This is a genomic window from Blochmannia endosymbiont of Polyrhachis (Hedomyrma) turneri, from assembly GCF_000973505.1.
Classification (GTDB): Bacteria; Pseudomonadota; Gammaproteobacteria; order Enterobacterales; family Enterobacteriaceae; genus Blochmanniella.
In genome coordinates, this window is the sequence record NZ_CP010048.1 from 698381 (window position 1) to 725080 (window position 26700).

General features: G+C 28.6%; 24 protein-coding genes and 3 tRNA genes. 10 read left to right on the forward strand and 17 right to left on the reverse strand.

Annotated features, from left to right (window positions below; all coding sequences use genetic code 11):
* Positions 1-78 precede the first annotated feature (78 nt).
* The 10 genes from BTURN675_RS02930 to rpmE form a co-directional block, all read right to left on the reverse strand.
* Positions 79-1023 carry a branched-chain amino acid transaminase gene (locus BTURN675_RS02930; RefSeq protein WP_046289024.1) on the reverse strand — a complete coding sequence of 315 codons (945 nt, stop codon included), beginning with the start codon at positions 1021-1023 and terminating at the stop codon, positions 79-81.
* A gap of 28 nt (positions 1024-1051) precedes the next feature.
* Positions 1052-1318 carry an acetolactate synthase 2 small subunit gene (gene ilvM, locus BTURN675_RS02935; protein WP_046289147.1) on the reverse strand — a complete coding sequence of 89 codons (267 nt, stop codon included), beginning with the start codon at positions 1316-1318 and terminating at the stop codon, positions 1052-1054.
* 16 nt (positions 1319-1334) lie between these two features.
* Positions 1335-2996: an acetolactate synthase 2 catalytic subunit gene (gene ilvG / locus BTURN675_RS02940; protein WP_046289025.1), complete on the reverse strand. Its 1662-nt coding sequence runs from the start codon at positions 2994-2996 to the stop codon at positions 1335-1337.
* A gap of 1093 nt (positions 2997-4089) precedes the next feature.
* Positions 4090-4163, reverse strand: a tRNA-Trp gene (locus tag BTURN675_RS02945).
* 6 nt (positions 4164-4169) lie between these two features.
* Positions 4170-4246 (reverse strand) — tRNA-Asp (locus BTURN675_RS02950).
* 72 nt (positions 4247-4318) lie between these two features.
* Positions 4319-4391 (reverse strand) — tRNA-Ala (locus tag BTURN675_RS02955).
* Between the two features lie 153 nt (positions 4392-4544).
* Positions 4545-5405: a glutamate racemase gene (gene murI, locus BTURN675_RS02960; RefSeq protein ID WP_046289026.1), complete on the reverse strand. Its 861-nt coding sequence runs from the start codon at positions 5403-5405 to the stop codon at positions 4545-4547.
* A gap of 261 nt (positions 5406-5666) precedes the next feature.
* Positions 5667-6566, reverse strand: a complete 900-nt coding sequence (gene metF / locus BTURN675_RS02965; RefSeq protein ID WP_046289027.1) for a methylenetetrahydrofolate reductase — start codon at positions 6564-6566, stop codon at positions 5667-5669.
* Positions 6567-7283: 717 nt separating this feature from the next.
* The gene (gene metB, locus BTURN675_RS02970; protein ID WP_046289028.1) at positions 7284-8453 is read right to left on the reverse strand and encodes a cystathionine gamma-synthase; all 1170 of its coding nucleotides are present in this window, start codon (positions 8451-8453) and stop codon (positions 7284-7286) included.
* Between the two features lie 365 nt (positions 8454-8818).
* Positions 8819-9031, reverse strand: coding sequence for a 50S ribosomal protein L31 (rpmE, locus tag BTURN675_RS02975; RefSeq protein ID WP_046289029.1), 213 nt, complete (start codon positions 9029-9031; stop codon positions 8819-8821).
* 1135 nt (positions 9032-10166) lie between these two features.
* Between rpmE and BTURN675_RS02980 the strand changes: the two genes are divergently transcribed.
* Together BTURN675_RS02980 and tpiA are read left to right on the forward strand one after the other, a co-directional pair.
* Entirely contained in the window at positions 10167-10913 is a 747-nt protein-coding gene (locus BTURN675_RS02980; RefSeq protein WP_046289030.1) for a ferredoxin--NADP(+) reductase, read from the forward strand.
* Between the two features lie 291 nt (positions 10914-11204).
* A complete protein-coding gene (tpiA, locus tag BTURN675_RS02990) occupies positions 11205-12002 on the forward strand; it encodes a triose-phosphate isomerase (protein WP_046289032.1) in 798 nt (265 codons plus the stop codon).
* A 127-nt stretch (positions 12003-12129) separates the two neighbouring features.
* Here tpiA and pfkA read toward each other — a convergent pair whose 3' ends face one another.
* The 5 genes from pfkA to BTURN675_RS03015 all read right to left on the reverse strand — a co-directional run bounded on the left by pfkA (position 12130) and on the right by BTURN675_RS03015 (position 16538).
* Positions 12130-13140: a 6-phosphofructokinase gene (pfkA, locus tag BTURN675_RS02995; RefSeq protein WP_046289033.1), complete on the reverse strand. Its 1011-nt coding sequence runs from the start codon at positions 13138-13140 to the stop codon at positions 12130-12132.
* A gap of 442 nt (positions 13141-13582) precedes the next feature.
* Positions 13583-14335 (reverse strand): serine O-acetyltransferase, encoded by a 753-nt coding sequence (cysE, locus tag BTURN675_RS03000; RefSeq protein WP_046289034.1) that lies wholly within the window; start codon positions 14333-14335, stop codon positions 13583-13585.
* 94 nt (positions 14336-14429) lie between these two features.
* Complete coding sequence (gene gpsA / locus BTURN675_RS03005) at positions 14430-15428, reverse strand: NAD(P)H-dependent glycerol-3-phosphate dehydrogenase (protein ID WP_046289148.1); 999 nt, start codon at positions 15426-15428, stop codon at positions 14430-14432.
* Positions 15429-15751: 323 nt separating this feature from the next.
* Positions 15752-16015, reverse strand: coding sequence for a glutaredoxin 3 (grxC, locus tag BTURN675_RS03010; protein WP_420021785.1), 264 nt, complete (start codon positions 16013-16015; stop codon positions 15752-15754).
* Between the two features lie 85 nt (positions 16016-16100).
* The gene (locus tag BTURN675_RS03015) at positions 16101-16538 is read right to left on the reverse strand and encodes a rhodanese-like domain-containing protein (protein WP_046289036.1); all 438 of its coding nucleotides are present in this window, start codon (positions 16536-16538) and stop codon (positions 16101-16103) included.
* A 214-nt stretch (positions 16539-16752) separates the two neighbouring features.
* Between BTURN675_RS03015 and rfaD the strand changes: the two genes are divergently transcribed.
* The 6 genes from rfaD (at position 16753) to BTURN675_RS03045 (ending at position 23599) form a co-directional block, all read left to right on the forward strand.
* The gene (rfaD, locus tag BTURN675_RS03020) at positions 16753-17700 is read left to right on the forward strand and encodes an ADP-glyceromanno-heptose 6-epimerase (protein ID WP_046289037.1); all 948 of its coding nucleotides are present in this window, start codon (positions 16753-16755) and stop codon (positions 17698-17700) included.
* Positions 17701-17911: 211 nt separating this feature from the next.
* Positions 17912-18967, forward strand: coding sequence for a lipopolysaccharide heptosyltransferase II (gene waaF / locus BTURN675_RS03025; protein WP_046289038.1), 1056 nt, complete (start codon positions 17912-17914; stop codon positions 18965-18967).
* A 1-nt stretch (position 18968) separates the two neighbouring features.
* A complete protein-coding gene (gene waaC / locus BTURN675_RS03030) occupies positions 18969-19952 on the forward strand; it encodes a lipopolysaccharide heptosyltransferase I (protein ID WP_046289039.1) in 984 nt (327 codons plus the stop codon).
* Between the two features lie 264 nt (positions 19953-20216).
* Positions 20217-21359: a glycosyltransferase family 4 protein gene (locus tag BTURN675_RS03035; RefSeq protein ID WP_046289040.1), complete on the forward strand. Its 1143-nt coding sequence runs from the start codon at positions 20217-20219 to the stop codon at positions 21357-21359.
* Between the two features lie 118 nt (positions 21360-21477).
* Positions 21478-22809: a lipid IV(A) 3-deoxy-D-manno-octulosonic acid transferase gene (gene waaA, locus BTURN675_RS03040; protein WP_046289041.1), complete on the forward strand. Its 1332-nt coding sequence runs from the start codon at positions 21478-21480 to the stop codon at positions 22807-22809.
* Positions 22799-23599, forward strand: coding sequence for a glycosyltransferase family 2 protein (locus tag BTURN675_RS03045; protein WP_046289042.1), 801 nt, complete (start codon positions 22799-22801; stop codon positions 23597-23599). The genes waaA and BTURN675_RS03045 overlap by 11 nt, the downstream gene beginning before the upstream one ends.
* A 163-nt stretch (positions 23600-23762) precedes the next feature.
* Here BTURN675_RS03045 and rpmG read toward each other — a convergent pair whose 3' ends face one another.
* Together rpmG and rpmB are read right to left on the reverse strand one after the other, a co-directional pair.
* Positions 23763-23924, reverse strand: a complete 162-nt coding sequence (gene rpmG / locus BTURN675_RS03050; protein ID WP_046289043.1) for a 50S ribosomal protein L33 — start codon at positions 23922-23924, stop codon at positions 23763-23765.
* Between the two features lie 71 nt (positions 23925-23995).
* Complete coding sequence (gene rpmB, locus BTURN675_RS03055) at positions 23996-24238, reverse strand: 50S ribosomal protein L28 (RefSeq protein WP_046289044.1); 243 nt, start codon at positions 24236-24238, stop codon at positions 23996-23998.
* 641 nt (positions 24239-24879) lie between these two features.
* On the opposite strand from rpmB, the gene dut reads away from it, so the two are divergent.
* A complete protein-coding gene (dut, locus tag BTURN675_RS03060) occupies positions 24880-25341 on the forward strand; it encodes a dUTP diphosphatase (RefSeq protein ID WP_046289045.1) in 462 nt (153 codons plus the stop codon).
* Positions 25342-25569: 228 nt separating this feature from the next.
* Positions 25570-26442 (forward strand): YicC/YloC family endoribonuclease, encoded by an 873-nt coding sequence (locus BTURN675_RS03065; RefSeq protein WP_046289046.1) that lies wholly within the window; start codon positions 25570-25572, stop codon positions 26440-26442.
* The last annotated feature ends 258 nt before the right edge of the window (positions 26443-26700 follow it).

A 26700-nucleotide genomic window follows, 5' to 3' on the forward strand; every position in this document is an offset into this window, starting at 1 on the left:
ATATATATATTTATAATACAACAATAATACATCTATATTACAACAATATTAATAAAATGTAACTATAAAAATATATTACTATATATTAACTCGATCTAACCAATGCCATTTATCACGTGTTATTCCAGTAAATAACCCCAAAAATAATTCCTGTAATTTCTTTGTAACTGAACCTCGCTTACCAGTACCAATAAAAATACCATCAACACTACGAACCGGAATAATTTCAGACGCAGTCCCAGAAATAAAAATTTCATCTGCCAAATACAAAGATTCACGGGAAAACACCTCCTCTTTAACAACTAACCCAGAATCCTCCAATAACTTTATTATCGCAGCACGTGTAATACCGGGTAAAATAGATGAACTTAATGGAGGAGTAAAAACAATTTCATCTTTAACTATAAATATGTTTTCACCAGAACATTCCGAAACATAACCATGTATATCTAAACCAATTCCTTCTTGATAACCATGACGACGCGCCTCATTACTAATTAATAATGATGATAAATAATTACCTCCTGCCTTAGACATAGTAGGAATAGTATCGGCTGGTACGCGACGCCAAGAAGAAACCATTACATCAATACCTTCCTCAAAAGATTTGTTACCTAAATACACTGGCCAATAAAATACTGCAATAACAACATCAGTGTGATAATGATTATGAAATGTTGGATCAATGTCTATCCCAACATCTCCATTAAAAATTAATGGCCTAATATAAATATTATTATTATTAACCAATTTATTTTTTTTTAAAATAGAACGACATGCATCCATTAATTGATCTATACTCCAAATAACCGACATACGATAAATTTTAGCAGAATTAAGCAATCGCTGCATATGTTCACGATGACAAAAAATCACTGGTCCTTGATATGAATCATAACAACGAATACCTTCAAAAACTGATGTCCCATAATGCAAAGCATGAGACATCACGTGCACTTTAGCTGCATTCCATAATATAATTTCTCCATTAAACCAAATAAAATCAGTTCTCTTTATTGTCATTTTTATCTCTAATTAAATGTTATTTATGCTAGTTAATACGATTATAATTTTTAGTAGCACCTTGTACAACCACACATGAAACATCTATTAACTTATTTAAATGTTCACATAATACATCAATAGAACGTTTGCTCATCAAAGTTATATAAATATGCAATGTGTTATTTGTTAAATGACTGCATGGTAACATATTTAATGCATATAACACAAAACCTCTATGGCGAATTACACGAAGAATCCTTTCAACCACCTCTGGACGAAATTTAACTTCAATATATAAAAAATAATAAATCATCATATTATCTGTGTACCTATCCAATCAACATGACATCATTAGCAGCTCCTGGAGGTACTAACGGCCAAACATTATCAAATTCATTAATTATCACATGTAACAAAAAAGGAACTGCATCAGCAAACAATATATTAATTGCATTCTCAATTTGATCCTTATTGGATATAGACAAAGAACCAATCCCAAATGACTGAGCTAATATAACAAAATCAGGATTATCAAACAAACTTGTTTCACAATAACGTTTATCAAAAAATAATTCTTGCCACTGTCGTACCATACCCAAACGTTTATTATCTAATAAAATAATTTTGACAGGTAATTTTTTCCTCTTAATGGTACCTAATTCCTGCACATTCATCATAAAAGAACCATCACCAGAAATACATATTACTGTACTCTGAGGACGACCAACTTGCGCTCCTATAGCTGCTGGTATACCAAACCCCATTGATCCCAGACCACTAGAAGTAATAAAATTTTCTGGATAACTAAATTTCATATGCTGAGCAACCCACATTTGATGTTGCCCAACATCTGTAGTGACAATAGTATCACTTGGAAGATGATCACTAATATGTTTTAAAAAAACTGGAACAGAAATAGATTGATTACCTACATTATCATCATATAACCAACGATATTTTTGCCTTAAATCCTGCACTTCTAATCTCCAAGCATCAATAGATAACGACTGAGACAACTTTTCCAAAAAATCTTTTAAATTACCTAACAAAGTTACATCTGCACGACGTAATTTATTAAACTCAGATGGATCAATATCCAAATGAATAACTTTTGCCATGGGAGCAAAAGAACTAACTAAACCAGTTACACGATCATCAAAACGAGCACCTATAGCAATTAATAAATCACATCTTTGAACAACCAAATTAGCAGCTCGATTACCGTGCATACCTAACATGCCTAAATAGCACGGATCATGATAATCTACAGACCCTAAACCTTTCAAAGTCACCACAACTGGTATACCTGTCACACAAATAAATTCACGTAATTTCAAAACTGATCCTGAAATACCAACACCCCCCCCAACATATAATACTGGCCTAAGAGATTTAGTAATTAATGAAAATGCTACATCTACACCCGCATTTGATACCACTTTACTATCAATACAAGCTGTTTCTGAACTTAAAAAATTACAATTTATATTATTATCAGTCAATAATTGAATATCTTTAGGAATATCAATTAATACCGGGCCAGGTCTACCACTGGTAGCAATAATAAATGCTTGCTGAATAATATTAGATAATGCACATAAAGATTCCACCAAAAAACTATGCTTTGTACAAGCTAAAGATAAACCAAGAACATCAATTTCCTGAAAAGCATCAGTACCAATAAAATTTAGCCCAACCTGACCAGTAATAGCAATCACTGGTACAGAATCTAAAAGTGCGTCAGCTAATCCAGTAACAAGATTGGTAGCACCTGGCCCAGAAGTAGCAAAACATACACCTACCTTACCAGTTGCACGTGCATACCCAATCGCTGCAAAAATAGCACCTTGTTCATGGCGACACAATAAATGTTCTATCCCCCCATCAAATAAAGCATCATATATTGGCATTATAGCACCACCAGGATATCCAAAAACTACATCAACACCATGATCCTTTAATAATTGAACCACCCATTGAGCTCCATTCATATTACACTGCCTCATATTATTTATACTATTTATGATGCTATTTTTTATATAATGATACCTAAAATATTAATAGTAATTTAATATATTAATAAAAAACATAATAATTAATATGTTTAATTTTATTTTTTATAAATAATCATATGACACATAAAAATCAATTAATTATTTCTAACATTAGCCCACAAACTATTTTACAACAAATAACAAATAAACTAACAACACAATAAAAAACAACACACTTTATATTAATTACTTGTGACTCTCATTCAATTACATAATGAAAATCAATAAACTACATGACACTGATAACTAATTTAAACACAACAATAATAAAAAATAATACAAATAAAATCTCTAACTAATAACATAATTGTTTTATTCTAAATAACAAATTACAAATATCATTAATATAAATATGAAACATAAATAAAATTACATATTAAATAAAATAAATCAAATAATTTACAAAAATATATCAAATATATCTCGTTCACTCTAAACATCATATTGTTAAAATATTCCTAAATACTAATACAATATATAATTAAAATATTAATAAATATAAAATAATCACACTCACAAAACACCAACCACGACAAATTACCATCGTAATATTAATCCTCTTTTAAACAATACTTAAAATAAATAAATTACCTAAAAAAATTTAACATACAAACACTACATATAAACAAAAACAAAAAACGAACAAACAAAAAAACACATTACTTCTCATCAATATTATATGGTATATAACAATCACTCATTCAAACTTAAATTTAGTATATTTCATGTTTGTTTAAATATAATACACACTTGCACTCATACTATATCACTATATCAATATCAACACACTCCTGTAATCCATTAATAACAAAAATATTAATCGTTTAATTAATATTATAACATTTAAAAACATAATCACACTATAATAAATATAAAATTTATATATCAACACTATCAACACAATATGAAAACAACAAAAAAAATAACACCATACTCTATCATCTTAAGATAGTATCTTAAATCTTAAAATATAACAAAATCGTGATTAACCGAATAAGTATAACAACTATAAACGACTAAAAAAACCAAACAGGGGTGAAGAGACTTGAACTCCCAACTTCCGGTTTTGGAGACCGCCGTTCTACCAAATTGAACTACACCCCTTTAATCTGGCGGTGCGGACGGGATTCGAACCCGCGACCCCCGGCGTGACAGGCCAGTATTCTTACCATCTGAACTACCGCACCATTATTTTATTATAATCAAAAACCATACACAAAAAAATACAACACGATCATCTGCCACGCATTAAAAATTACTGGAGCTAAGCGGGATTGAACCGCTAACCCCCTGCGTGCAAAACAGGTGCTCTACCTATTGAGCTATAGCCCCATGAAATATAACCATACATCAGTAGTCAAATAAATAATATTTTATTATATCATTAAACATAATAAACATCACACCATAGAAATATCACCGCTATAAAACAAAAACACACATACCAACATTATTAACATTTTACAATATCCAATATACAGTTACTTATACCGATATCTCTGCCAAAGAAGAAAAACCATAACGATATAACACTAACGACCACTGCATAAACACTGTATCCGTAATAACAGAACAATACGCTTGATTTTCTATTGTTTTTACTCCAATATTTCCAACGTACATATTACTATTTTTTAATAAACAAGCAATACGATAAGCTAAATTTTTAGAAGAACCTACTAAACAAACTCTTTTTTGAAAAATCAATCGAAATTCATATTCTAAATGTAAAAAATGAGTACACCCCAGGATAATTGTATCAGGTTTCTTAGAAAGACTCAACCATGGACTAAAAATTTCATATAATAAATTAATAGAAACTTGTTTATTATTTAATACTTTATCTTCAACACAACGCACTAACTCAGAAGCACTTAATAACAAAATATTACAATGTGTTGATAATCGATTGATTATATTCAATATTAATTTACTATTGATGGTTCTGTAAGTTGCTAACAAACCCACAACACCATTACGCGTACACCTAATCCCTAATCGAATATCAGGTATTATGCCAATAATCGGAAAAAAAAAACAACTCCGCACTGTTTCTAAAAACGTCACTGTTGCAGTATTACAAGCAATAATTACCAAATCTAACTTATGATATCGACATACCGCCCTAAAAATACTATTCACACGATCTAATATAGATAAGTGTGAACTTTCACCATAAGGAAACACCTCATTATCAAAAAAATATAAATAACGTATATAAGGTAATAACACTCTAAGTTCCTGATAAATAGATAAACCACCTACTCCAGAATCAAATATTAAAACTGTTAACTGATGATTATTTAATCTAACGCAACAATTTATATCATTAACAACAACAACCATGCCAATATACTCATATACAAAAATTTCTAAATATCACAATTTTAACCAAAATCATTAAAAAATAATCATTATACACCAATAACATTAACTATATTAACCTACAATCACAAATAGCATTAAATAATAACTACCCAGCAAGCAATTCATCATTACACACCTTAAATAACACCACTAATCAGATTATTAACAAAATACTATCACAACAATTACATTTTACTACAAAAAATAAAAAACTAATATATTCTATCATATCAAACTGAACTAAACACCTTTACTATTTTTTCTTACACCTAACATAGAACATATAGCATAAGTAAGTTCAAAACGATTTAAAGTATAAAAATGAAAATCCCTAACTTCTTCACGAATTAAAATCCGTATTATTTCCATAGCAATGACAATACCAATCATTTTTTGAGTATTTTTATCAGACTCTAACCCATCAAACACACTTAAAACCCATCTTGGCAACACTACTCGAGTAAAAGTTAAAAAACGCTTTAATTGACAAAAATCAAACACAGGTAAAATACCAGGTACAATTGGAATTGATATGCCAGAAGATACACATAAATCTCGAAATTTTAAATATTTTTCAACATCAAAAAAAAATTGAGTAATCGCACGATTAGCCCCAGCATCAATTTTCTTTTTCAAATACAATAAATCAGATTGTGCACTAATTGCTTCAGGATGTACCTCTGGATAAGCTGCAACAGAAATATCAAAATTGGCAATTCTTTTCAATAACACAACTAAATCTATAGCATACATAGCTGATTGACAAACCTTATCCACAGGATCACCTCTTAATGCTACAATATGCCGGATACCATTATTCCAATATTTTTCAGCTAAAGCTGTTAATTGCTGCAATGTAACATCAATGCATGTTAAATGAGGTGCAACTGTCCAACCAGTACGACACTTAATCTCCTGAATAATATTATAAACATAATCACTATTTCTAAAATTCACACCAGAAGTAACAGAAACAAACACAGGTGCTAATTCGGATAATTTTGTAATAGATTGCCAAAAAATTTTCTTCATCCCTTCATTATGAGGCGGGAAAAACTCAAATGAAACATTAATACCATTGGATACATTTAACATAAATTGATCATCTAATAATTCTGAACCAACATATAATACATCCATATTATCCCCTAGCTAGTAACTTAAACATCATATAAAATAATGATTTTATTCGTACTAATAAAATAATATTGATATCTATTCTATTCGTAATAAAATATTAATTCAAAATTAAAAACACTGAACAATACTACCAATAATTAAAAAATTTACTTAGCAATCAATCTACTTTTGTCTATTCAATAAAATATTTTATAAAAATATTTACTCATTTTTTTAATTACAAAATATATACACCAAAACATAAAATAGTAAAAAAAACTAAGAAATATATTTTAAAATATAAATTACAACATCTCGAATAAGATCACATAAAAATATTTTACATATAAATAAAATTAAATAATACGTATTAAATAGATAATTTATACTTTTAACAACACAACATTTCAAACTAATATTACATTGTCTACCATCATAAATAATACATCATATTTAATAACACAAACGAATAAGATTTTTATAATATTCATACACAAAATAACAAAAAAAATCATATTCGATAAATCTTTCAAATATTTTAAATTAAAACATAAATTCTAAACTTCAACACCAACTATCATCAAATAACATTTCACAAACTAAATTTTTTTTAAAAATATACAAATATTATAAAATACTTTACCAAACTTAATTTAATACGAAAACAGTAATACACCCATTGTATATTTAAGTATATATTTTTAATACCTTAATCTAATCAAACGTCACTAATATACACTACATGATACCTAACGCATTCTTTAAATCATAAATTAAATCATTACTATCCTCAATACCCACAGAAACACGAAATAATCTATCACTTATACCAGCCCTATCACGCACTTCCTTAGACATAGCCGCATGAGTCATAGTAGCAGGATGTGCAATCAAACTTTCTACACCACCAAACGACTCAGCCAAAGTAAATAATCTTAAAGAAGACAAGAAATCGTCAATACTAACCTTAGTAATATCCAATTCAAAACTAAATATTGCACCAAAACCACGTTGTTGTTGAACAGCAATATTATAACCACTATTATTTAATAATCCCGGATAATACAAAATCTCTATTTGTGGCACATTTTCTAAAAAACAAATAATATCTTGAGCATTACGTTGTTGTTGTAAAATACGAGGCGTTAACGTACGAACACCCCGTAACAATTGATAACTATCAAAAGCACTAGCACTAATACCTAAAACATTAGCCCACCATGTTAACTCAGATAAATACTTAGAATCTTTAACAACAACAACTCCAGATACTAAATCAGAATGCCCATTTAAATATTTTGTACAGGAATGTATCACTAAATCAGCCCCTAAAACTAACGGCTGTTGAAACACCGGACTCATAAAAGTATTATCCACAATACATAAAGCATTTTTATTACTCTCATGAACCATTTTACAAATAGCAGAAATATCCACAACACGCAACAATGGATTACTTGGAGTTTCAATAAAAACTAATTTCAGACGAGGAGATAATGAGAGTTTCATTAATAAACAATAATCACTTTGATCAACAAAATTCACTTCATATAAACCACGTTCATGCAAAGCACATAACAGCCTATAAGTGCCACCATAACAATCATGCGGTGCTATTACTAAATCACCAGGCTTTAAAAAAGTCATACATATCAAATAAATAGCAGACATGCCACTACTTGTTATAATTGAACCAATTCCACCAGTTTCCAATTCCGCTAACAATCTTTGCACAACATCACGTGTTGGATTACTACGACGCGAATAATCATACGCACGAGGTTTATTAAAGCCTAAAAAATTATATGTGCTAGAAAGAGTAATAGGAGGAACAACGCAACCATATTGTTCATCATTATTTAATCCTGCACGTACCGATACTGTTGCCTGACTAAATTTACGATCCATTCAAAATGCCCATTTACACAACAAAACAAAACATATTTACTAATACTAAGTATGTAAAATACCCTCAACATTCAAAATATTTAATTATACAACATAAAAAAACATCAAAAAACTCAGTATACATGAATTTACCATTTTAATATAACATATTAAACATAATATTACAAATACTCATCAATTATTCTAAAAAAATTTAAAAAATTAATACAAATTAATGTAACTGAATCTCCTTTAAACAAACAACTCACACAACACTTTTCGAACATACTAAAATAATATTACATTCAATATACTACTAATTCACCAGCATAATATTTACATAAACACAAATATCTTAATGTTTAACAAAAATATTTTTTCATAATTTATGAACGAAATAACATATTAAAACGTTTATTAAATTTATTTATACGACCATGAGAATCAATAGTACGTTGTTTGCCAGTATAAAATGGATGACAAGCACAACACACATCTAGCACTATATCACGACTTAAAGTAGACTTGACACTAATCACATTACCACATGAACAAACTGCAGTAATTTTACCATATTTCGGATGAATACCATATTTCACAATAATACTCCAAAAATTAAGCGACCAATCTTTGTCTATTAAATAAAGACATTTAAATCAATCATATTTTATTTTTTCAAACACATAATATATTGTAATTATAATACCACATATAACCAAAAATAAAATAAATAACAAAACACTTAAAATAAAATCATGATCATTATTTCATATAATAGAGAACATCACTACGCTATAATTGTATTTAAATAATTTACACAAAATAACATTTTACTTTAAAAAATATACAAAACTAAAAAAAATCAACAACATATTATACAATTTTTACATACATACTTACATCATCAATATCTTAATGTTTAAAACATTTAAACTGCACATTCAATGAAATAGAAAATACTCAACATAAATAACAAAACAATACAAATTAAGTCATTAATATAATTGACAAATATTCACATTTGAATACAATGCATAACATTGTAGTTTTTATTAAAATTTTACAACCTAATGATTAATAAAGATTATGTATATATAAACACCTTCCAATATAAAATAAAAAAAAATAAAAATTATTTCATAAAAACATTATACTTAATCATCACTTGGATATTGATCGGTATACTGATTTTGCTAAATTGTTTTTGTACATATAAAAAAACATATATCAAAAATTCAAATATTACAACCACTGAACACATCACAAACAACCAACAGCAAATAAACGTAAAAATACAAACACTAAAAGAACGATGGAAATATATTGAAACACTACACAATCTGAATGCTGAATAAATAATAATACACACACGATGAATTTATTATATTAACATATAATATAATAATAATACATACACATAACATAATAGATTTATTATATTAACATATCATCCATCCGCAGAATAATAATCTAAATTAGCAATATTTTACATACTACAATATAAAATTACAAAAATATAAAAAATCACAATATAATAAAAAAAAATACGAACATATTCATCATATCACTCATAATACTCTACATAAAATAATCAACACTTCAAAAAATATTTTTAAAATATACTTAACATTATTAATTAAAAAATACCTCATTCAAAAACAAACAATCATAGCGTATAACACTAATCATAACACTTCAAATAAAAACAACCAATTCTACCATGGAGACAAAATAATGACTATATGGATTACTGGAGAAATAATAAACAACATACATTGGACCAACGAATTATTCAGCCTAACCGTACGAGCACCAATCGAACCATTCATAGCAGGACAATTCACAAAAATTAAATTAACAATAAACGGACGGAACATTCAACGACCATATTCATACCTAAATTCTCCAACCAGCAAAAATTTAATTTTTTATCTAGTAACCGTCCCTAAAGGAAAATTGACTCACACTTTATATAAATTACAAACCGGAGACACCATAAAACTTACAAAACAATCATACGGAAACTTTGTAATAAACAAAATTCCACAATGTGAAAATTTATGGATGATTGCTACAGGAACAGGAATTGCACCATATTTATCAATTTTAACACATGGAAAAGGATTAGAAAAATTCACTAATATTATATTAATATACGCAGTACGATTTTCAAAACATTTACATTATACAAATATCATCAATCAATTAAAAATAAAATACCAAAACAAACTAACAACACAAACTATTCTAAGTCAAGAAAAATCACCAGATACACTCACCGGACATGTACAAGAACTAATCGCTAACGGTGAACTAGAAAAAAAAATAGGTTTACAATTAAAAAATAAAAACAGCCATATAATGCTTTGTGGCAACCCCAATATGATTTACGAAACACAAACACTATTAAAAGAATATTATAATATGAATCATCACTCTAATACACACCCAGGACATATCACTACAGAACGTTACTGGTAATATATTAGTAGTATAATACATAATCGTAATATATAATTTATACAATTATAATATCAACCAAAAAACATATTCATATAAACTGTCAAATTAAAAAACTAAATCGACAAATATAACATATGATTATATAAAAAACAACAAAAACAATAAATCATCAAACCAATATCTAAAATTAAACATAAATAAAAAAATAAACAAACAATAGGTATTATACAAAACATATCAAACCAATCTAATATAATTTTAGAAACAAGTAAAAAATCACATGTATATAATAATACAAAGGAAAAAACAATGCGAAAATGTTTAATAGTCGCTAACTGGAAATTAAATAACAATACAAACACCATCAAAAAATTCTTTCACGAACTAAAAAAAAACGACCACATCATAATTAATACCGCTTGTCATATTGCGATCGCCCCATCATTAATGTACTTATATTTAATCAAAAAATATACTATCAATTACCCAAATATCGACTTAGCTGCTCAAAATGTAGACATCCATCTATCAGGAGCATTTACTGGTGACATATCTGCAGCAATGCTAAAAGATATTGGCGTACGCTATGTTATCATCGGCCATTCCGAACGGAAAAAATATCATAAAGAAAACAATAAAAACATCGCTAAAAAATTCGAAATTTTAAAAAAAACAGGACTAACTCCAATCTTATGCATTGGAGAAAACCAACAAGAAAAGAAAAATGGACAAACCGAATCCATTTGTGCTACACAATTAGAAACAATATTTAAATTACTTGGTCCACAAGCATTTGAAAATGCCATAATCGCATATGAACCAATTTGGGCAATCGGAACAGGAATCACCGATACTCCAGAAAACATACAAGCTACGCATAATTTCATCAGAAATTATATTGCCCACTACAATACATCAATAGCAAATCAAACAATTATTCAATACGGAGGATCAGTAAATCATACAAATATTAACAATTTATTAATACAACCAGACATCGATGGAGTTTTAGTAGGTACCGCTTCTTTAACAGCTTCAACTTTCACAAAAATTATAAAACATGCTCAAAAAATTAAATATTCATCCCTCAAAATTAATAACATATAAAACATTCGATGACTCATAAATAACTATTTTTATACATAATCACTATTTTTATAAACTATCAATGATAACCATCCTCATTATTAGCACCAAAATAATTAAAAAAATAAAAAACAAAAACATCATATCATTACATCACTATTAACACTATATATTCAATATAATACAATAAAACAACCGAAAATAATTTTTTTGCCATCCTTAATACATCATGACGAAAAGGACGCTTCATATACCGTATAGCAGTAACAATATCATGATGCACTAAACGTTCATCCTGTACACCAACACAACGCCCAGAATAACCACTTAACAACAACTCAATTGAATACGCGCCCATACGAGACGCTAAAATCCTATCATATGCAACAGGCTTTCCACCTCGCTGAATATGTCCTAAAACAGTAGCTCTAGTTTCCCTGTTAGTTTCCTTCTCAATATATCTTGCTAACTGAAACACATCACAAATATGCTCAGTAATAACAATAATTGCATGTTTTTTCCCTTTAGAAATACCTGATCTTATCTCACATACCAAATCTTTTGGTCTAAACTCGACTTCAGGTAAAACAATAAACTCACAACCACCAGCTATAGCAGCCGCCATAGTTAAATCACCACAACAACGACCCATAACTTCAACAATAGAAATTCGCTGATGCGAAGAAGAAGTATCACGCAAACGATCAATAGCTTCAATAATCGTTTCTAAAGCTGTAAAATAACCAATAGTATAATCAGTGCCAGCAACATCATTGTCAATAGTACCTGGTAAACTAATACATGGAACACCCATTTCAGTCAACCTACTCGCACCAATATAAGAACCATCACCACCAATAACAATCAGGGCATCAAGACCCCGCCGTTTTAAATTTTGAATAACAATTGATCGAATTCTATACTCACGTAACTCAGGAAACCGAGCAGAACCTAAAAAAGTACCACCACAATTAATAATATCAGAAACACTATATCTATCTAACCGCACCATCCGATCTTCAAATAAACCAAAATATCCATCATACACCCCATACACCTCTAACCCCTCAGATAAACTTGTTCTAACTACACCTCGAATAGCTGCATTCATACCTGGCGAATCACCACCACTAGTTAATACAGCAATTTTTTTAATCATATTCGCCTCTATAATCCATAAAAGTATTTTACAGAATTATAAATCTACTTAAATATATTGAAATATCAAAAATTTAACATCAAAAATATTTACTCACCCACTTAAATCAACAAAGTATTCCAAATATTTAACAAATAAACACCACAAAAAAACATTAAACATTACCATATACAACTTACATGCAAAATAACTACATATATCAATAAAATATAATATAACCTTAACAACCAATAACACAAATAACGATCATTAACATAAAATTCACTCCATAATATTTAATATTAAAGTATTATCAACGCACTACATGTATGTATCAAAAAACAAAGATTTCATGAAAAATACAGTATAAAAAAATAAACTCTTCATCAACACAAAACTTATTTATATATAAAATATATAATATTATTATCATGACAATGTCTATTTCAATACTCTCTAATTCTTAATTTTTCCCACCAACAACAACTTTTGCTGGATTACCAGCAACAGTGGTATACGCAGGCACAGAATGTAGCACCACCGACCCAGCACCAACTTTAGCATAACAACCTATTTCAATATTTCCTAAAATAATCGCACCAGCACCAATCATTACCCCCATTCGGATTTTCGGATGACGATCACCAATTACTTTATCCCCTCTGCCACCTAAAGTAACAAATTGCAATATAGATACATCATCTTCTACTATAGCTGTTTCACCAATAACAATACCGGTCGCATGATCAAAGATTACACCAGACCCAATAGACGCCGCTGGATGAACATCAACACTAAAAATACATGCAATACGACTTTGAAAGTATAATGCTAATAATCTGCGATTATTTTTCCATAACCAATGAGAAATTCTATAAGCCTGCAAAGCATGAAATCCTTTAAAATATAAAACAGGCACACAATATTTATCCACAGCTGGATCACGTAACCAAATAGCATGAATATCTCTCGCTGCACAAAGAACTATTTCGGGATCATTACTATATGATTCTTTAATTAAAATCATCATTTCTTGAAATGACATAATAGTACTACATAACTTATAAGCAAGTATACAAGTTAATACATCGGATAAATCCTTATGTTTTAACAACATATCCCATAATAATTGCGAACACATATACTCACTATCAACCAATATTTGCGCCTCAGATTTAATATTATTCCAAACAAATTCCATTATTTCTAAAGACATACAATATTCCATAAACTACGAATATTTCGTAAAACAACACCAATATCATTAAAATCGAGGATGTTGCACAACACCACACATTTTCTGTATTGTCCTATGAACGATCTAATAAACTTACAGCCGCATCATACACACTCTTATGATGGTATAATATATAATATACTTGTTCAGTGATTGGCATATACACACTATATTTAATAGATAGCAAATGTACTTCCTTAACATTACGAACTCCCTCAATAACCTGATTAATTCTCTTTTTGGCTTCAAATATACTCAGACCTTTCCCTAATAATAAGCCAAATTTTCGATTACGTGATTGATCATCCGTACACGTCAAAACTAAATCTCCTAAACCGGACATACTCATAAAAACATCAGACTGAACACCCATAGATTCACCTAAACGGGACATTTCTGCTAATCCCCGAGTAATCAATACTGTACGAGCACTAGCACCAAAACCAATCCCATCAGAAATACCAGAAGCAATAGCAATAATATTTTTTACTACACCAGATAATTGAACACCAATAAAATCTGAATGACAATATACTCTGAAATTTTTATTAGAATGCAATAACTGTGTTAAATCCGCAGAAAAACTACTATCTGAAGCCACTAATGTAATAGCAGTTGGCAAACCTGCTGCAAGCTCATGTGCAAAAGTTGGACCAGAAATAACCGCACATGGAATATGTGCCCCTAAAATATCACGAACAACATCACTTAAAAATCGACCAGTATCCTTTTCTAAACCCTTTGTAGCTATAATAATTCGATTATTACATCGCAAATACAACTTTAAATAGATCATAACAGTAGTAAAAACATAACTTGGCACAGCCACAAACACGTCTTTACAATTGCTCAACAACCCTGCAGATAAAGTATCCTCTACAGTTAAAGACGGAGGAAACAATATATTCGGCAAATAACTACGATTACAACGATCCTGCTTCATTTTTTTTATATGCAAGGGGTTATGTCCCCATAAAACAACATTATAATGCTTACGGGCTAACACAACAGCCAACGCCGTACCATAAGCACCAGCTCCTAAAACAATCACCGAAGGAACACTAGAGATCATCACTAATACCATAATATGCATCAAAAACAAAACATTTAAATAAAGAACTCCCACTAATTTCAAAGCTAAATCAATAATACACAACATTTTAAATTAAAAAATTTTAACAGCTATAACAACACATCTAAAAATACAATACACATAATCCAATCTATACAAAGTAAAAATACAAATAAACACATACAACACACAAAATAAAAATAATAAAAAAAAATAAAAAAACGTATATAACAAATTTTCTACACATCTACTATTTTTTATTTCCGAATATCTAACTACTACAACATATATTCTTAAACTTAATATTCACTATAAATTTTTATTTATTTATGTATAGCACTGATTAACATAACATCTAATTTCCCCTGATCATCCAAAACATACAAATCATCAGAACCGCCTATATGCTCATTATCAAAAAAAACTTGGGGTACCGTTGTACGACCACAACGATTTACCATTTCTTCATATAATTTCACGTTATCATCAATAACAATCTCTTCGAACAACACAGATTTTTTAATTAGCAATTCCTTAGCTCGCCGACAATAAAAACAATATTTCTTTGTATATATTTCAATTTTCATAATCATCTAATACCTAAATATAATTTTAATTTAAAAATTTTTATTAAATAAGTTAGTTACTAATTCATTTTAAATACACAAAAACTCACTTTTTACCTTGTACCAGTGGTAAAGATTCATTTTTCCAACTTGCAATACCACCTGCAAGCACATATATTGGACTAAACCCTAATTTATATAAACACCTTGCTATTGAACAAGACACAATACCGTTACTGCAAACCAATATCAATGATTTCCCTTTAAATGTAAATAATTCACGAGAACCATAAACACGAATATCTTCAGCATATAAATGTACACTACCAATAATATGCGATTGATAAAAATCATTCTGATTACGTACATCAATAACTACAGATCCTTCGGTGTTAATCAATCGAATAACATCATAACATGATATCTCTGAAAAATTAGACAACCACTTTAAAACAATTACATAAACCAAAGCAATAAACAAAAAACACCACGCCAAACTAATCAATACATGATCAGCAATAAACTCAATAAAATCTTTTATCATTAAAATTCATCTATAAAATAAAAATACCAAAAATAAACATACACATTACACAAAAAAACAACAAACAATATTAAAAAAATACGATATTTAATTAAATAACCTGGACGAAAAAGTGTATAATAACTTTATTGTTATTGCAAACTATATCATCGATTAAATTGATTAAATACTCACTACTATAATATTTAAAACAAATACACAAGAATAGATCAACATGATTATCGTTACTGGCGGAGCCGGATTTATTGGCAGCAATATCATTAAACATCTAAACAAACAAAACCATACAAACATTGTAGTTGTAGACAATCTTTCTAACAGCAAAAAACACACTAACCTAACAGATCTAAAAATTGTAGATTACATAGATAAAAAAGATTTCACTACAATCATCAACGTATCAAAAAACAAAATGAAAAACATACAAGCTATATTTCATCAAGGAGCATGTTCATCTACTACCGTTCAAAATGGACGTTACATTATGAAAAATAACTACCAATATTCAAAAAACATACTTCAATACTGCTTGAAATATAAAATTCCACTTTTGTATGCTTCTTCCGCAGCAGTTTACGGCAAACAACACTCACAATGCACTGAACATCATCAATACGAATACCCAATTAATATTTATGGATATTCTAAACTCTTATTTGACCAGTATGTACGCTCCATACTACCACAAGCGCAATCACAAATCTTTGGAGCACGTTATTTTAACGTTTACGGACCACGAGAACAACATAAAAACAAGATGGCTAGCATAATATTTCAAATTATTAATCAAATCAACAATAATAAACAACCCACACTGTTTTCCGGTAGTGAAACTTTTTCAAGAGATTTTATCTATATCGATGATGTTATTGACGTTAATATATGGGCATTTAAAAATAACATATCAGGAATTTTTAACATTGGAACTGGAATTTCAACATCATTTACCGAAATTGCTAACACTACATTAAATCTCTACAATAACGAAAAAAAACACACAATAAACTATATAAACTTTCCTATACAATTAAAACATTCCTATCAAACTTTTACACAAGCCAACATTAAACATTTACAACAATCTGGATATAACAAAAAATTCATTCCAACAGATCAAGGAATAAAAAAATATATTTCTTGGTTAAAAACTAATAACAATTAACATCATTATAAATGTTACCCCAAATAGCTACACCCTAAAACAACATAAATAACATCACATGTTAATGTGAATGTATTAACACAACCCCATTTAATAAATATTTTTTTACATTAAAATACACTCACTCAAAGTCAAATGACAATAAAATCTATCTACATATCATGAATTAATTATTAACAATTCAAATTAAATCAACTAACAATCAACAATTATGAGAATATTGATTATCGCACCATCATGGATCGGTGACGCCATAATGTCACAGACTATGCATCGTTTACTCGTACAGCAGGATCCAAAAATAAAAATTGACATTATAGCATCTACCTGGAACCAAGCCTTATTCTATAGAATGCCAGAAATTCACAAAGTTTTAACTTTAACACATGCTAAACATGGCTCATTTCCAATAAAAAAATATTATCAATATGGAAAACTATTACAAAAAAGTCAAAAATATCAACAATCCATAATTTTACCAAACTCATTTAAATCTGCACTTATCCCATTTTTTGCTGGTATACCAAAACGTACTGGATGGCGCGGAGAAATGAGATATGGAATAATTAATGATATGCGTATATTACACCCTAAAAATTTTCCTCTAATGATAGAACGATACGCCGCATTAGCTTTCAAAAAAGAAAATATTAACAACACCCTTGATTTACCACATCCACTCCCTTTGCCATATCTACATTATAATCCACAAGAACTACATGCCATATCAAACAAATTTAATATCACTGATAATACAACCAAAATAAGAATTGGCATCTGTCCCGGCGCTGAATCTAACCAAGCTAAACGTTGGCCAATACATCATTATGCTAGGTTAATATTAAAACTTATTAATCAAGGATACCAAACTATTTTGTTGGGTTCCTATAAAGAAATAAAAATTGGAAGAAGTATAAAAAACAGTATTCCTAAAAATCTACAAACATACTGTCATAATTTAATCGGCCTCACCTCACTAGATGAAGCGATTCTATTAATTAAAAAATGTCATGCAATCATAAGTAATGATTCTGGACTAATGCACATAGCTTGTGCACTACACAAACCAGTCGTAGCATTGTACGGTCCTAGCGATCCAAACTGTACACCACCATTATATCATCATACAAAAATAATAAAAATAAAAACTCATAACACCTACAAACAACAAACACAACACTCTTATTATAATCTAGACAAATATGATCCCAACTTAATAAATATTCAACCACATACAGTCCTAGAAACACTACACAAACTTCTATAATATGCAAACAAAAAAAAAAGTACTTATTATTAAAACATCATCAATGGGAGACATCATTCATACCTTGCCTGCTATTACAGATGCAGGAAAGGCTCTGCCATATATAGAATTCGACTGGATACTAGAAAAAAATTTCTCACAAATTCCAACTTGGCATCCACAAATAAAAAATACAATACCAATAACTCTCCGAACTTGGAAAAAAAAATATTATAACCTTAAATCATATCAAGCCTATTTCAAGTTTATCAACCAACTGAAAAACAAGAAATATGATATTGTTATCGATGCTCAAGGACTAATAAAAAGCTCTTTTTTAATTACCTATTTCACTCAGGGTGAAAAACATGGCATGGATTATAAAAGCATACGAGAACCAATCGCAAGTTTATGCTACAATAAACAACACAAAATACCAAAACAACAACACGCCGTTGAACGTATACGACAATTATTCTCTTTGAGCTTACAATATCCACTACCAACTAGCAAAATTAATTATCATATTTCACATAATTTTAAAACAAAAAAATACATATCACCATATTTAATATTTTTACACAGCACCACACACGCTAAAAAACATTGGCCAGAGTCTCATTGGAGAGATATATTACAAAAAACTATCACAGCGGGTTATAAAATTAAATTACCATATTGGTCATACAATGAACAATTACGCATAAAAAGAATAATTAATGGACTAAACAACAACATCATGATATTGTCACAACCCACATTGACAGAAATTGCTAAAGAAATCGCCTCAGCACGTGCTGTAATATCAGTAGACACAGGACTAAGCCATTTAACTGCTGCACTATCTCGACCTAACTTAACACTGTATGGACCTACTAATCCTCAACTAATTGGAGTATATGGTGATCATCAACAAAAAATACACTCAACAAAAAAAATTATGGATTCTATTACACCAGAAGAAGTTTGGAAAAAATTTCAAAAAATATTAAACAAACAAATATAATTATTTACATATATTTTATGTTTATTATGTAATAAACTACATAGTTATTAGTCAATAATCTGTGCATATTAAAAAATTACACACTGCTTACTAGCTTACTACATATACCACTAAAATATACTGCACAACAAAAAAATGATAGATATATCTAATTAATATCCAGCGTCAATTAACAAACAAATATGATTTCATTATTACACTAAACTAATATCAAATTTTCTTAATTATCCCAACTAAAATTCAACTATAAAATAACACTTTTTAATGACAAAAAATATCATTCAATTAGCAATTATACGACAAAAATACCGCATAGACGGAGGGGGGGAAAAAATTATTTTATCAATCTTACAAGGACTGAATACGTACAAAATACAACCACATATAATTACTAGATATTGGCCAAAAAATATACAACACATCAAATATAACGTCCACATATGTAATCCATTTATATGGAATCGAATATCAAGAGAAAAACAATTCTCTAAAACTGCTATGGAATATTGTGAAAAAAAATTTAACATCATCCAAAGTCATGAACGCATCCCTCATTGTGATATTTTTCGGGCTGGAGATGGTGTACACCAAGCATGGTTAACACAACGAAACCGCGTTTTACCCCGACATCAACAATGGTACCAAAATATAAACAACTACCATCAATACATATTACAAACAGAACAAAAAATGTTTGATTCACCCAAATTAAAAATAATCATTTGTAACTCACATATGGTAAAAAAAGACATAATAAATTTCTACAATATCAAACCAAATAAAATTAAAATCATTCATAATTCTGTAGATTCAAAAAAATTTTTTCCGGCAAACAATACACAATATTATCAAGCAAAAAAAAAATTGCAGATTCCACAACAATCTTGTACATTAATTTATGTAGGATCAGGCTTTGAAAGAAAAGGATTGCAACGAGCAATATATGCTATTTCACTTACTAATAGATATTTAATAATTGTAGGATATGATAAATATATAAAACGTTATCAAACACTATCAAAAGAACTCGGATGTTTCCATCGTACACGTTTTATAGGAATATCTAATAATTTACTGCCTTATTATCATGCAGCAGACGCTCTAATTTTACCAACATTATATGACCCATTTCCTAATGCAATACTTGAAGCTATGTCATGTGCATTACCAATTATAACTACTTGGCAATGTGGAAGTTCTGAACTTATTAAAACAGGACAAGAAGGATTTATATGCGATGCTCTTGATATAAACAATTTGCAAAAATTTGTTCTAGAAATTCCTTTAAAAAACAAATATCCTTATATGGGACTCGCTGCTAGAAAAAAAATTATTAATTTAAACAATAATATTCTTACTAAAAAACTAATCACCCTATATACAAACATTATTAATCATACTATTTAAATAATTATAGATTGTAAAAGTAATTTAAAATAACAACTAACTTCACTATAATTAAAAACTACATAACACTCTCAATATAAATTACTATAAACATTTCAAAACATATTATTTATCTACTATGCTATACTACATTATATATAACACTATTATATATTTAATACAACCAATAATACTAATACGACTATTGTGGCGTAGCATTAATATCCCTGCTTACCGAAAAACATGGAATGAAAGATATGGTTTTTATAATACAATAATACAACCACGAGGAATCATACTTCATGCTGTATCAGTTGGGGAAACATTAGCAGCTATTCCATTAATTCATGCATTACAAAAAAAATATCCATCTCTAAATATCATGCTTACATCAATGACACCAAGCGGAAAAGAAGTAGCACAATCCATACTTGGCAACACCATAAATTATGGTTATCTACCTTATGATCTACCAGGTGCAATACGACGATTCATACATCATACTCAACCAATATTAGTAATTACATTAGAAACAGAACTATGGCCTAATCTTATAAAAATATTATATAAATACCACATTCCATATATCATTGCTAATGCTCGACTATCTTCACAATCGGCTAATAACTACAAAAAAATAAAAAAATTTATCACTTTAATAATGCAATATGTTACTTTGATTGCTGCACAAAATAAAAAGGACGCCGAAAGATTCATTTCATTAGGATTACAAAATAAAAAAATAGCAATTACCGGCAACATAAAATTTGACGTTCCAATTAATAATAATTTACTCAAAAAAAGCCAAACGTTAAAAAAACTATGGGCTAACAACAGATATGTATGGATAGCTAGCAGCACACATAAAGGCGAAGAAACACTACTTTTACAAGTACATGAAAATTTACTAAAAAAAATTCCTAATTTACTCATGATACTTGCCCCACGCCACAAAGAACGATTCATTTCAGTACATAAAATTATAACAAAAACTAAACTTAGATTTATCACACGCAGCAGCGGTCAAAATCCAACATACAATACACAAGTCATTATTATCGACACTATAGGAGAACTTACGTTATTATATGGCGTAGCTGATTTAGCATTCATAGGGGGCAGTTTAATAAAACACGGAGGACATAATCCAATAGAAGCTGCGGCACATGGAATTCCCATATTAACAGGACCTTATGTCTTTAATTTTCATGCTATTTACAATATAATGATTAAAGCAAAAGCTTCAATAAAAATAACCAACATAACTTCGCTAGAAAACAAAATTTACACATTGCTAACAAATCAAACATATCGACTTTATTACGGGAAAAATGCCACTCATGTACTACGAACCAATCAAGGTGCCATAAAAAAATTACTACCCTTATTAGATCATTATATTCTAACAAACGATAAACTATCAACATATCAACACATAAAAAAAAATAAATACTCCACTAATGTCTCATAACCGACTATCTGTAGTAATAATTACACGCAATGAAGAAAAATCATTACCAGATTGTTTACAATCAATAAACTGGGCACATGAAATTATTGTACTTGATCATTTAAGTAGTGATGCAACCCGACATATTGCTAAAACAGCTGGAGCACGCGTATATAATTCAAAAAAATGGGAAGGATTTGGCAAACAAAGACAAATTGCTCAACAGTATGCAACTGGCGATTATATCCTAACACTAGATGCCGACGAACGCGTTAATACACAACTTAAACAATCAATATTGTCAATATTAAATCAAAAAATAAACAATAATATTGTATATGCATGTGCAAGACGCAGTCTATTCCTTAATCACTGGATGCGACACAGCGGATGGTATCCGGATTTTGTGATACGACTGTACCCTAAAAAATACTCATATAACTCAATGAAAGTACATGAATCACTAAACACTCATGATGCTAAAATAAATATATTGACAGGCGAACTACTACATATTGCTTGTCAATACTTACCAACATTTCAAAAAAAACAACTACAATATGCAGAGATTTGGGCACTAGAGCATTTTAAAAAAAAATGCAACCTACTCACTATATGCCTACACACCATAGGAACATTTTTAAAAGTACTATTGCTACAGATGGGATTTTTAGATGGAAAATATGGGCTACTATTAGCCCTTGTTAAATCTCAATACACATTTAATAAATACTCAACCATTTGGTCACTACAACAACAAATAAAACATGATATACACAACAAAAAAATAACAAAAAAAATAACAATATAAATTAAACTATATCTCCTTCCTTAATAATAATATCCTTACTGATAATCTAACTCTGTCAACCCAGACACACTAAATAAACATCCTCAAACAAAACATAAAAAATATGTAAAACAAACAAACACTGATGAAAAAAACAAACATATAATAAAAATATAAAATAAAACTACTTACCTTCTACATAAACTACATGCTTTCGAACGGTCGGATCAAATTTTTTCAGTTCTATTTTCTTAGATGGCCCCCGTTTACTTTTTACAATACTATAAAAATGACCAGTACCAGCTGAAGAATACAATCTAACTACCCCCCGAGTTCCTTTCACCATAATATTATCACCACTTACTATTCTGTTAATAATGCTATCATTAAATATTATTACCTGAAATTTAACAAAAATTACACATTACTGTTTTTTTTACAACGACGAAAAACAGAAAAAAAATGATTAATACCTTTCTTATCAATCATACGTATCCCCTTAGTAGAAACACGCAATTTAATAAACCTGTTTTCCTTTTCCACCCAAAATCGCCGAATATGCAAATTTGGATAAAATCGACGCTTCGTAGCATTCATCGCATGTGAACGACGATTACCAAATAAAGGACGCTTTCCAGTAACTTGACAAACACGAGACATAACTCATTCACCCCATACATCAATCATAATATACTAAAACAATAAAACCTAACACTAAACATCAACCACAAAATAAATCATCACTAAACTAACTGTCCTAACAATGTTAATTATAATCGCAAACATAACATAAACACTCTTAAATATAAAATGCAAACACATTATAACAAACAACTACTAAAAACCCAATCAACAATTAAAATTAAACACACAAAAATTAAACACATAAAATAAATTTATCTAACAAATATCATTTTCACCCAACATAATACACCCACAATATTATATTAAAATCTTTAAAATATTACGAATTACATACGCAACTCATTTAATCCTAGTTGTAAAAAATCAACTTTTATTATATAGTAAAAAATAAAGCCATACACATTTATATCTAAATCATTATAATTGCTGCAACATTCCATAGAAATACAAAAATTTCATAATACACAAATATTATTATTATGATATCATCAATAGAATTATGATATCGTCAATAGACTATTATTATATTATAGACATAATTTAATTGTAGACATAACATTATATATTTATAGATGTTATTATAAAATAAAATATATATTATTATAAAATATAAATTATCTCATGACTTCAAAAAAAACTACATAATATAACACACTATGCAAAAAACAATTGATATAAAGATTTTTGATAAACGTATAGGAAAACAATTCCCATTACCAAAATATAGTACAAAAGGTTCCGCCGGATTAGATCTACGTGCTTATTTGCACTTTCCCCTAAAAATATTACCAGGAAAAACATATCTCATCTCCACTGGATTAGCTATCTATATTGCTGATATAAATATAACTGCTATGATTTTACCAAGATCAGGGTTAGCACATAAACATGGAATCATACTAGGAAATTCAATAGGTGTAATTGATTCAGATTATCAAGGACCACTAATGATATCTATACTAAATAGAAGTAAAAAGATCACTTATATCAATCCAAATGAAAGGATAGCACAATTAATATTCATACCAATTATTCAAGTTAAATTTAACATTGTTACATCTTTTCAACAAATAACAAATAGAGCTTCCAACGGATTTGGAAGCTCTGGAAAATATTAAAAAAATAAAACTTTTCATCAATCAATTAACCAATAGTAATAATAATGTATTATTTTATTGTGATAACACACTAATAATGAATGTTGCATTGTAATACAAAAAATATAAAAATAACCGAACAAATAGAATTATTTTTTACCTTAACATCTTTCATATATATGCCATATATACACAATAATTCACTAATAAATATACCATTATAAGTTCTTCATGTAGGAAATATTATCTATGATTCGTAGTATGACAGCATTTATAAAAGAAGAAATACAACATGAAAATTTCACTGGCAGTTGGGAAATACGCTCTGTCAATCAGCGTTATCTGGAAATTCACATATACTTACCAGAACACTTTCGAAATCTTGAAACTAAAATAAGAACATTAATTATCAATACTCCTAATATCACCCGAGGACGAATAGAATGCAAATTGCATATTTACACATACTATGAAAATGAACAAAATACAATCAATTTAAATAACACACTAATTAAAAATTTAATAGAATCAATAAAAAAAATACACTATAAAAAAAATATCAATAAAATAGACCCAATCAAAATTTTATCTTGGCCAGGAGTAATTATTCACAAAAAAATAAATAATGAAATTAATTACCCAATAATAATTGGGTCATGTAAGACAGCATTATGCAAACTTATTACACTCCGTGAACTTGAAGGTTCAGCTTTGAAACCAATAATTGAACATAAATTATCTAAAATACAAACTGAAATAAATAATATTAAAAAAGAACTTCCAAATTCAATATTATATCAAAAACAAAAAATCTTAAAAAAAATAACAGATATAAATATAACAATAGATAACAAACGATTTGAAGAAGAAATACTTCTTTACACACAACGAATAGATATCGCAGAAGAAATAGATCGAATAGAAATACATATCAAAAATACCATTTCTACACTTTTATCAGAACAAGTTATCGGACGAAAATTAGATTTTATTATGCAAGAACTATATAAAGAAACCAATACAATATCAGCAAAATCTACAAATATCAAAATCATACAATCCAGTATTGAAATAAAAATACTTATCGATCAAATACGTGAACAAATACAAAATATCGAATGAAATAATATACTATAAAATAAAATAAAACTTGAATTTCACAAATCATTATATAATACTAAGACTTTCAGTATTTAAAATTTATTTTTATAGAAAATATCGATATAAAAATTAATATTTTATAATAATTTATAAAAAAATTATATTTATTATTTTGAATTTTAATATATTTACACGATTAACAAACAATATAAATAATTATTTTTCAATAATAAAATAAAATACTTTAATATTAATTAAATACTAAAAACCAAAAAAATA

Coding starts and splice junctions, on each gene's coding strand:
- ilvG (WP_046289025.1), bottom strand. CDS start 2,996: ATGAATGGAGCTCAATGGGTGGTTCAATTATTAAAGGATCATGGTGTT.
- BTURN675_RS02930 (WP_046289024.1), bottom strand. CDS start 1,023: ATGACAATAAAGAGAACTGATTTTATTTGGTTTAATGGAGAAATTATA.
- murI (WP_046289026.1), bottom strand. CDS start 5,405: ATGGTTGTTGTTGTTAATGATATAAATTGTTGCGTTAGATTAAATAAT.
- metF (WP_046289027.1), bottom strand. CDS start 6,566: ATGGATGTATTATATGTTGGTTCAGAATTATTAGATGATCAATTTATG.
- grxC (WP_420021785.1), bottom strand. CDS start 16,015: ATGAAAATTGAAATATATACAAAGAAATATTGTTTTTATTGTCGGCGA.
- BTURN675_RS03015 (WP_046289036.1), bottom strand. CDS start 16,538: ATGATAAAAGATTTTATTGAGTTTATTGCTGATCATGTATTGATTAGT.
- rfaD (WP_046289037.1), top strand. CDS start 16,753: ATGATTATCGTTACTGGCGGAGCCGGATTTATTGGCAGCAATATCATT.
- waaF (WP_046289038.1), top strand. CDS start 17,912: ATGAGAATATTGATTATCGCACCATCATGGATCGGTGACGCCATAATG.
- rpmB (WP_046289044.1), bottom strand. CDS start 24,238: ATGTCTCGTGTTTGTCAAGTTACTGGAAAGCGTCCTTTATTTGGTAAT.
- BTURN675_RS02980 (WP_046289030.1), top strand. CDS start 10,167: ATGACTATATGGATTACTGGAGAAATAATAAACAACATACATTGGACC.
- pfkA (WP_046289033.1), bottom strand. CDS start 13,140: ATGATTAAAAAAATTGCTGTATTAACTAGTGGTGGTGATTCGCCAGGT.
- BTURN675_RS03035 (WP_046289040.1), top strand. CDS start 20,217: ATGACAAAAAATATCATTCAATTAGCAATTATACGACAAAAATACCGC.
- waaC (WP_046289039.1), top strand. CDS start 18,969: ATGCAAACAAAAAAAAAAGTACTTATTATTAAAACATCATCAATGGGA.
- rpmG (WP_046289043.1), bottom strand. CDS start 23,924: ATGGTGAAAGGAACTCGGGGGGTAGTTAGATTGTATTCTTCAGCTGGT.
- ilvM (WP_046289147.1), bottom strand. CDS start 1,318: ATGATTTATTATTTTTTATATATTGAAGTTAAATTTCGTCCAGAGGTG.
- tpiA (WP_046289032.1), top strand. CDS start 11,205: ATGCGAAAATGTTTAATAGTCGCTAACTGGAAATTAAATAACAATACA.
- gpsA (WP_046289148.1), bottom strand. CDS start 15,428: ATGATCTCTAGTGTTCCTTCGGTGATTGTTTTAGGAGCTGGTGCTTAT.
- cysE (WP_046289034.1), bottom strand. CDS start 14,335: ATGTCTTTAGAAATAATGGAATTTGTTTGGAATAATATTAAATCTGAG.
- waaA (WP_046289041.1), top strand. CDS start 21,478: ATGCTATACTACATTATATATAACACTATTATATATTTAATACAACCA.
- BTURN675_RS03045 (WP_046289042.1), top strand. CDS start 22,799: ATGTCTCATAACCGACTATCTGTAGTAATAATTACACGCAATGAAGAA.
- dut (WP_046289045.1), top strand. CDS start 24,880: ATGCAAAAAACAATTGATATAAAGATTTTTGATAAACGTATAGGAAAA.
- metB (WP_046289028.1), bottom strand. CDS start 8,453: ATGGATCGTAAATTTAGTCAGGCAACAGTATCGGTACGTGCAGGATTA.
- BTURN675_RS03065 (WP_046289046.1), top strand. CDS start 25,570: ATGATTCGTAGTATGACAGCATTTATAAAAGAAGAAATACAACATGAA.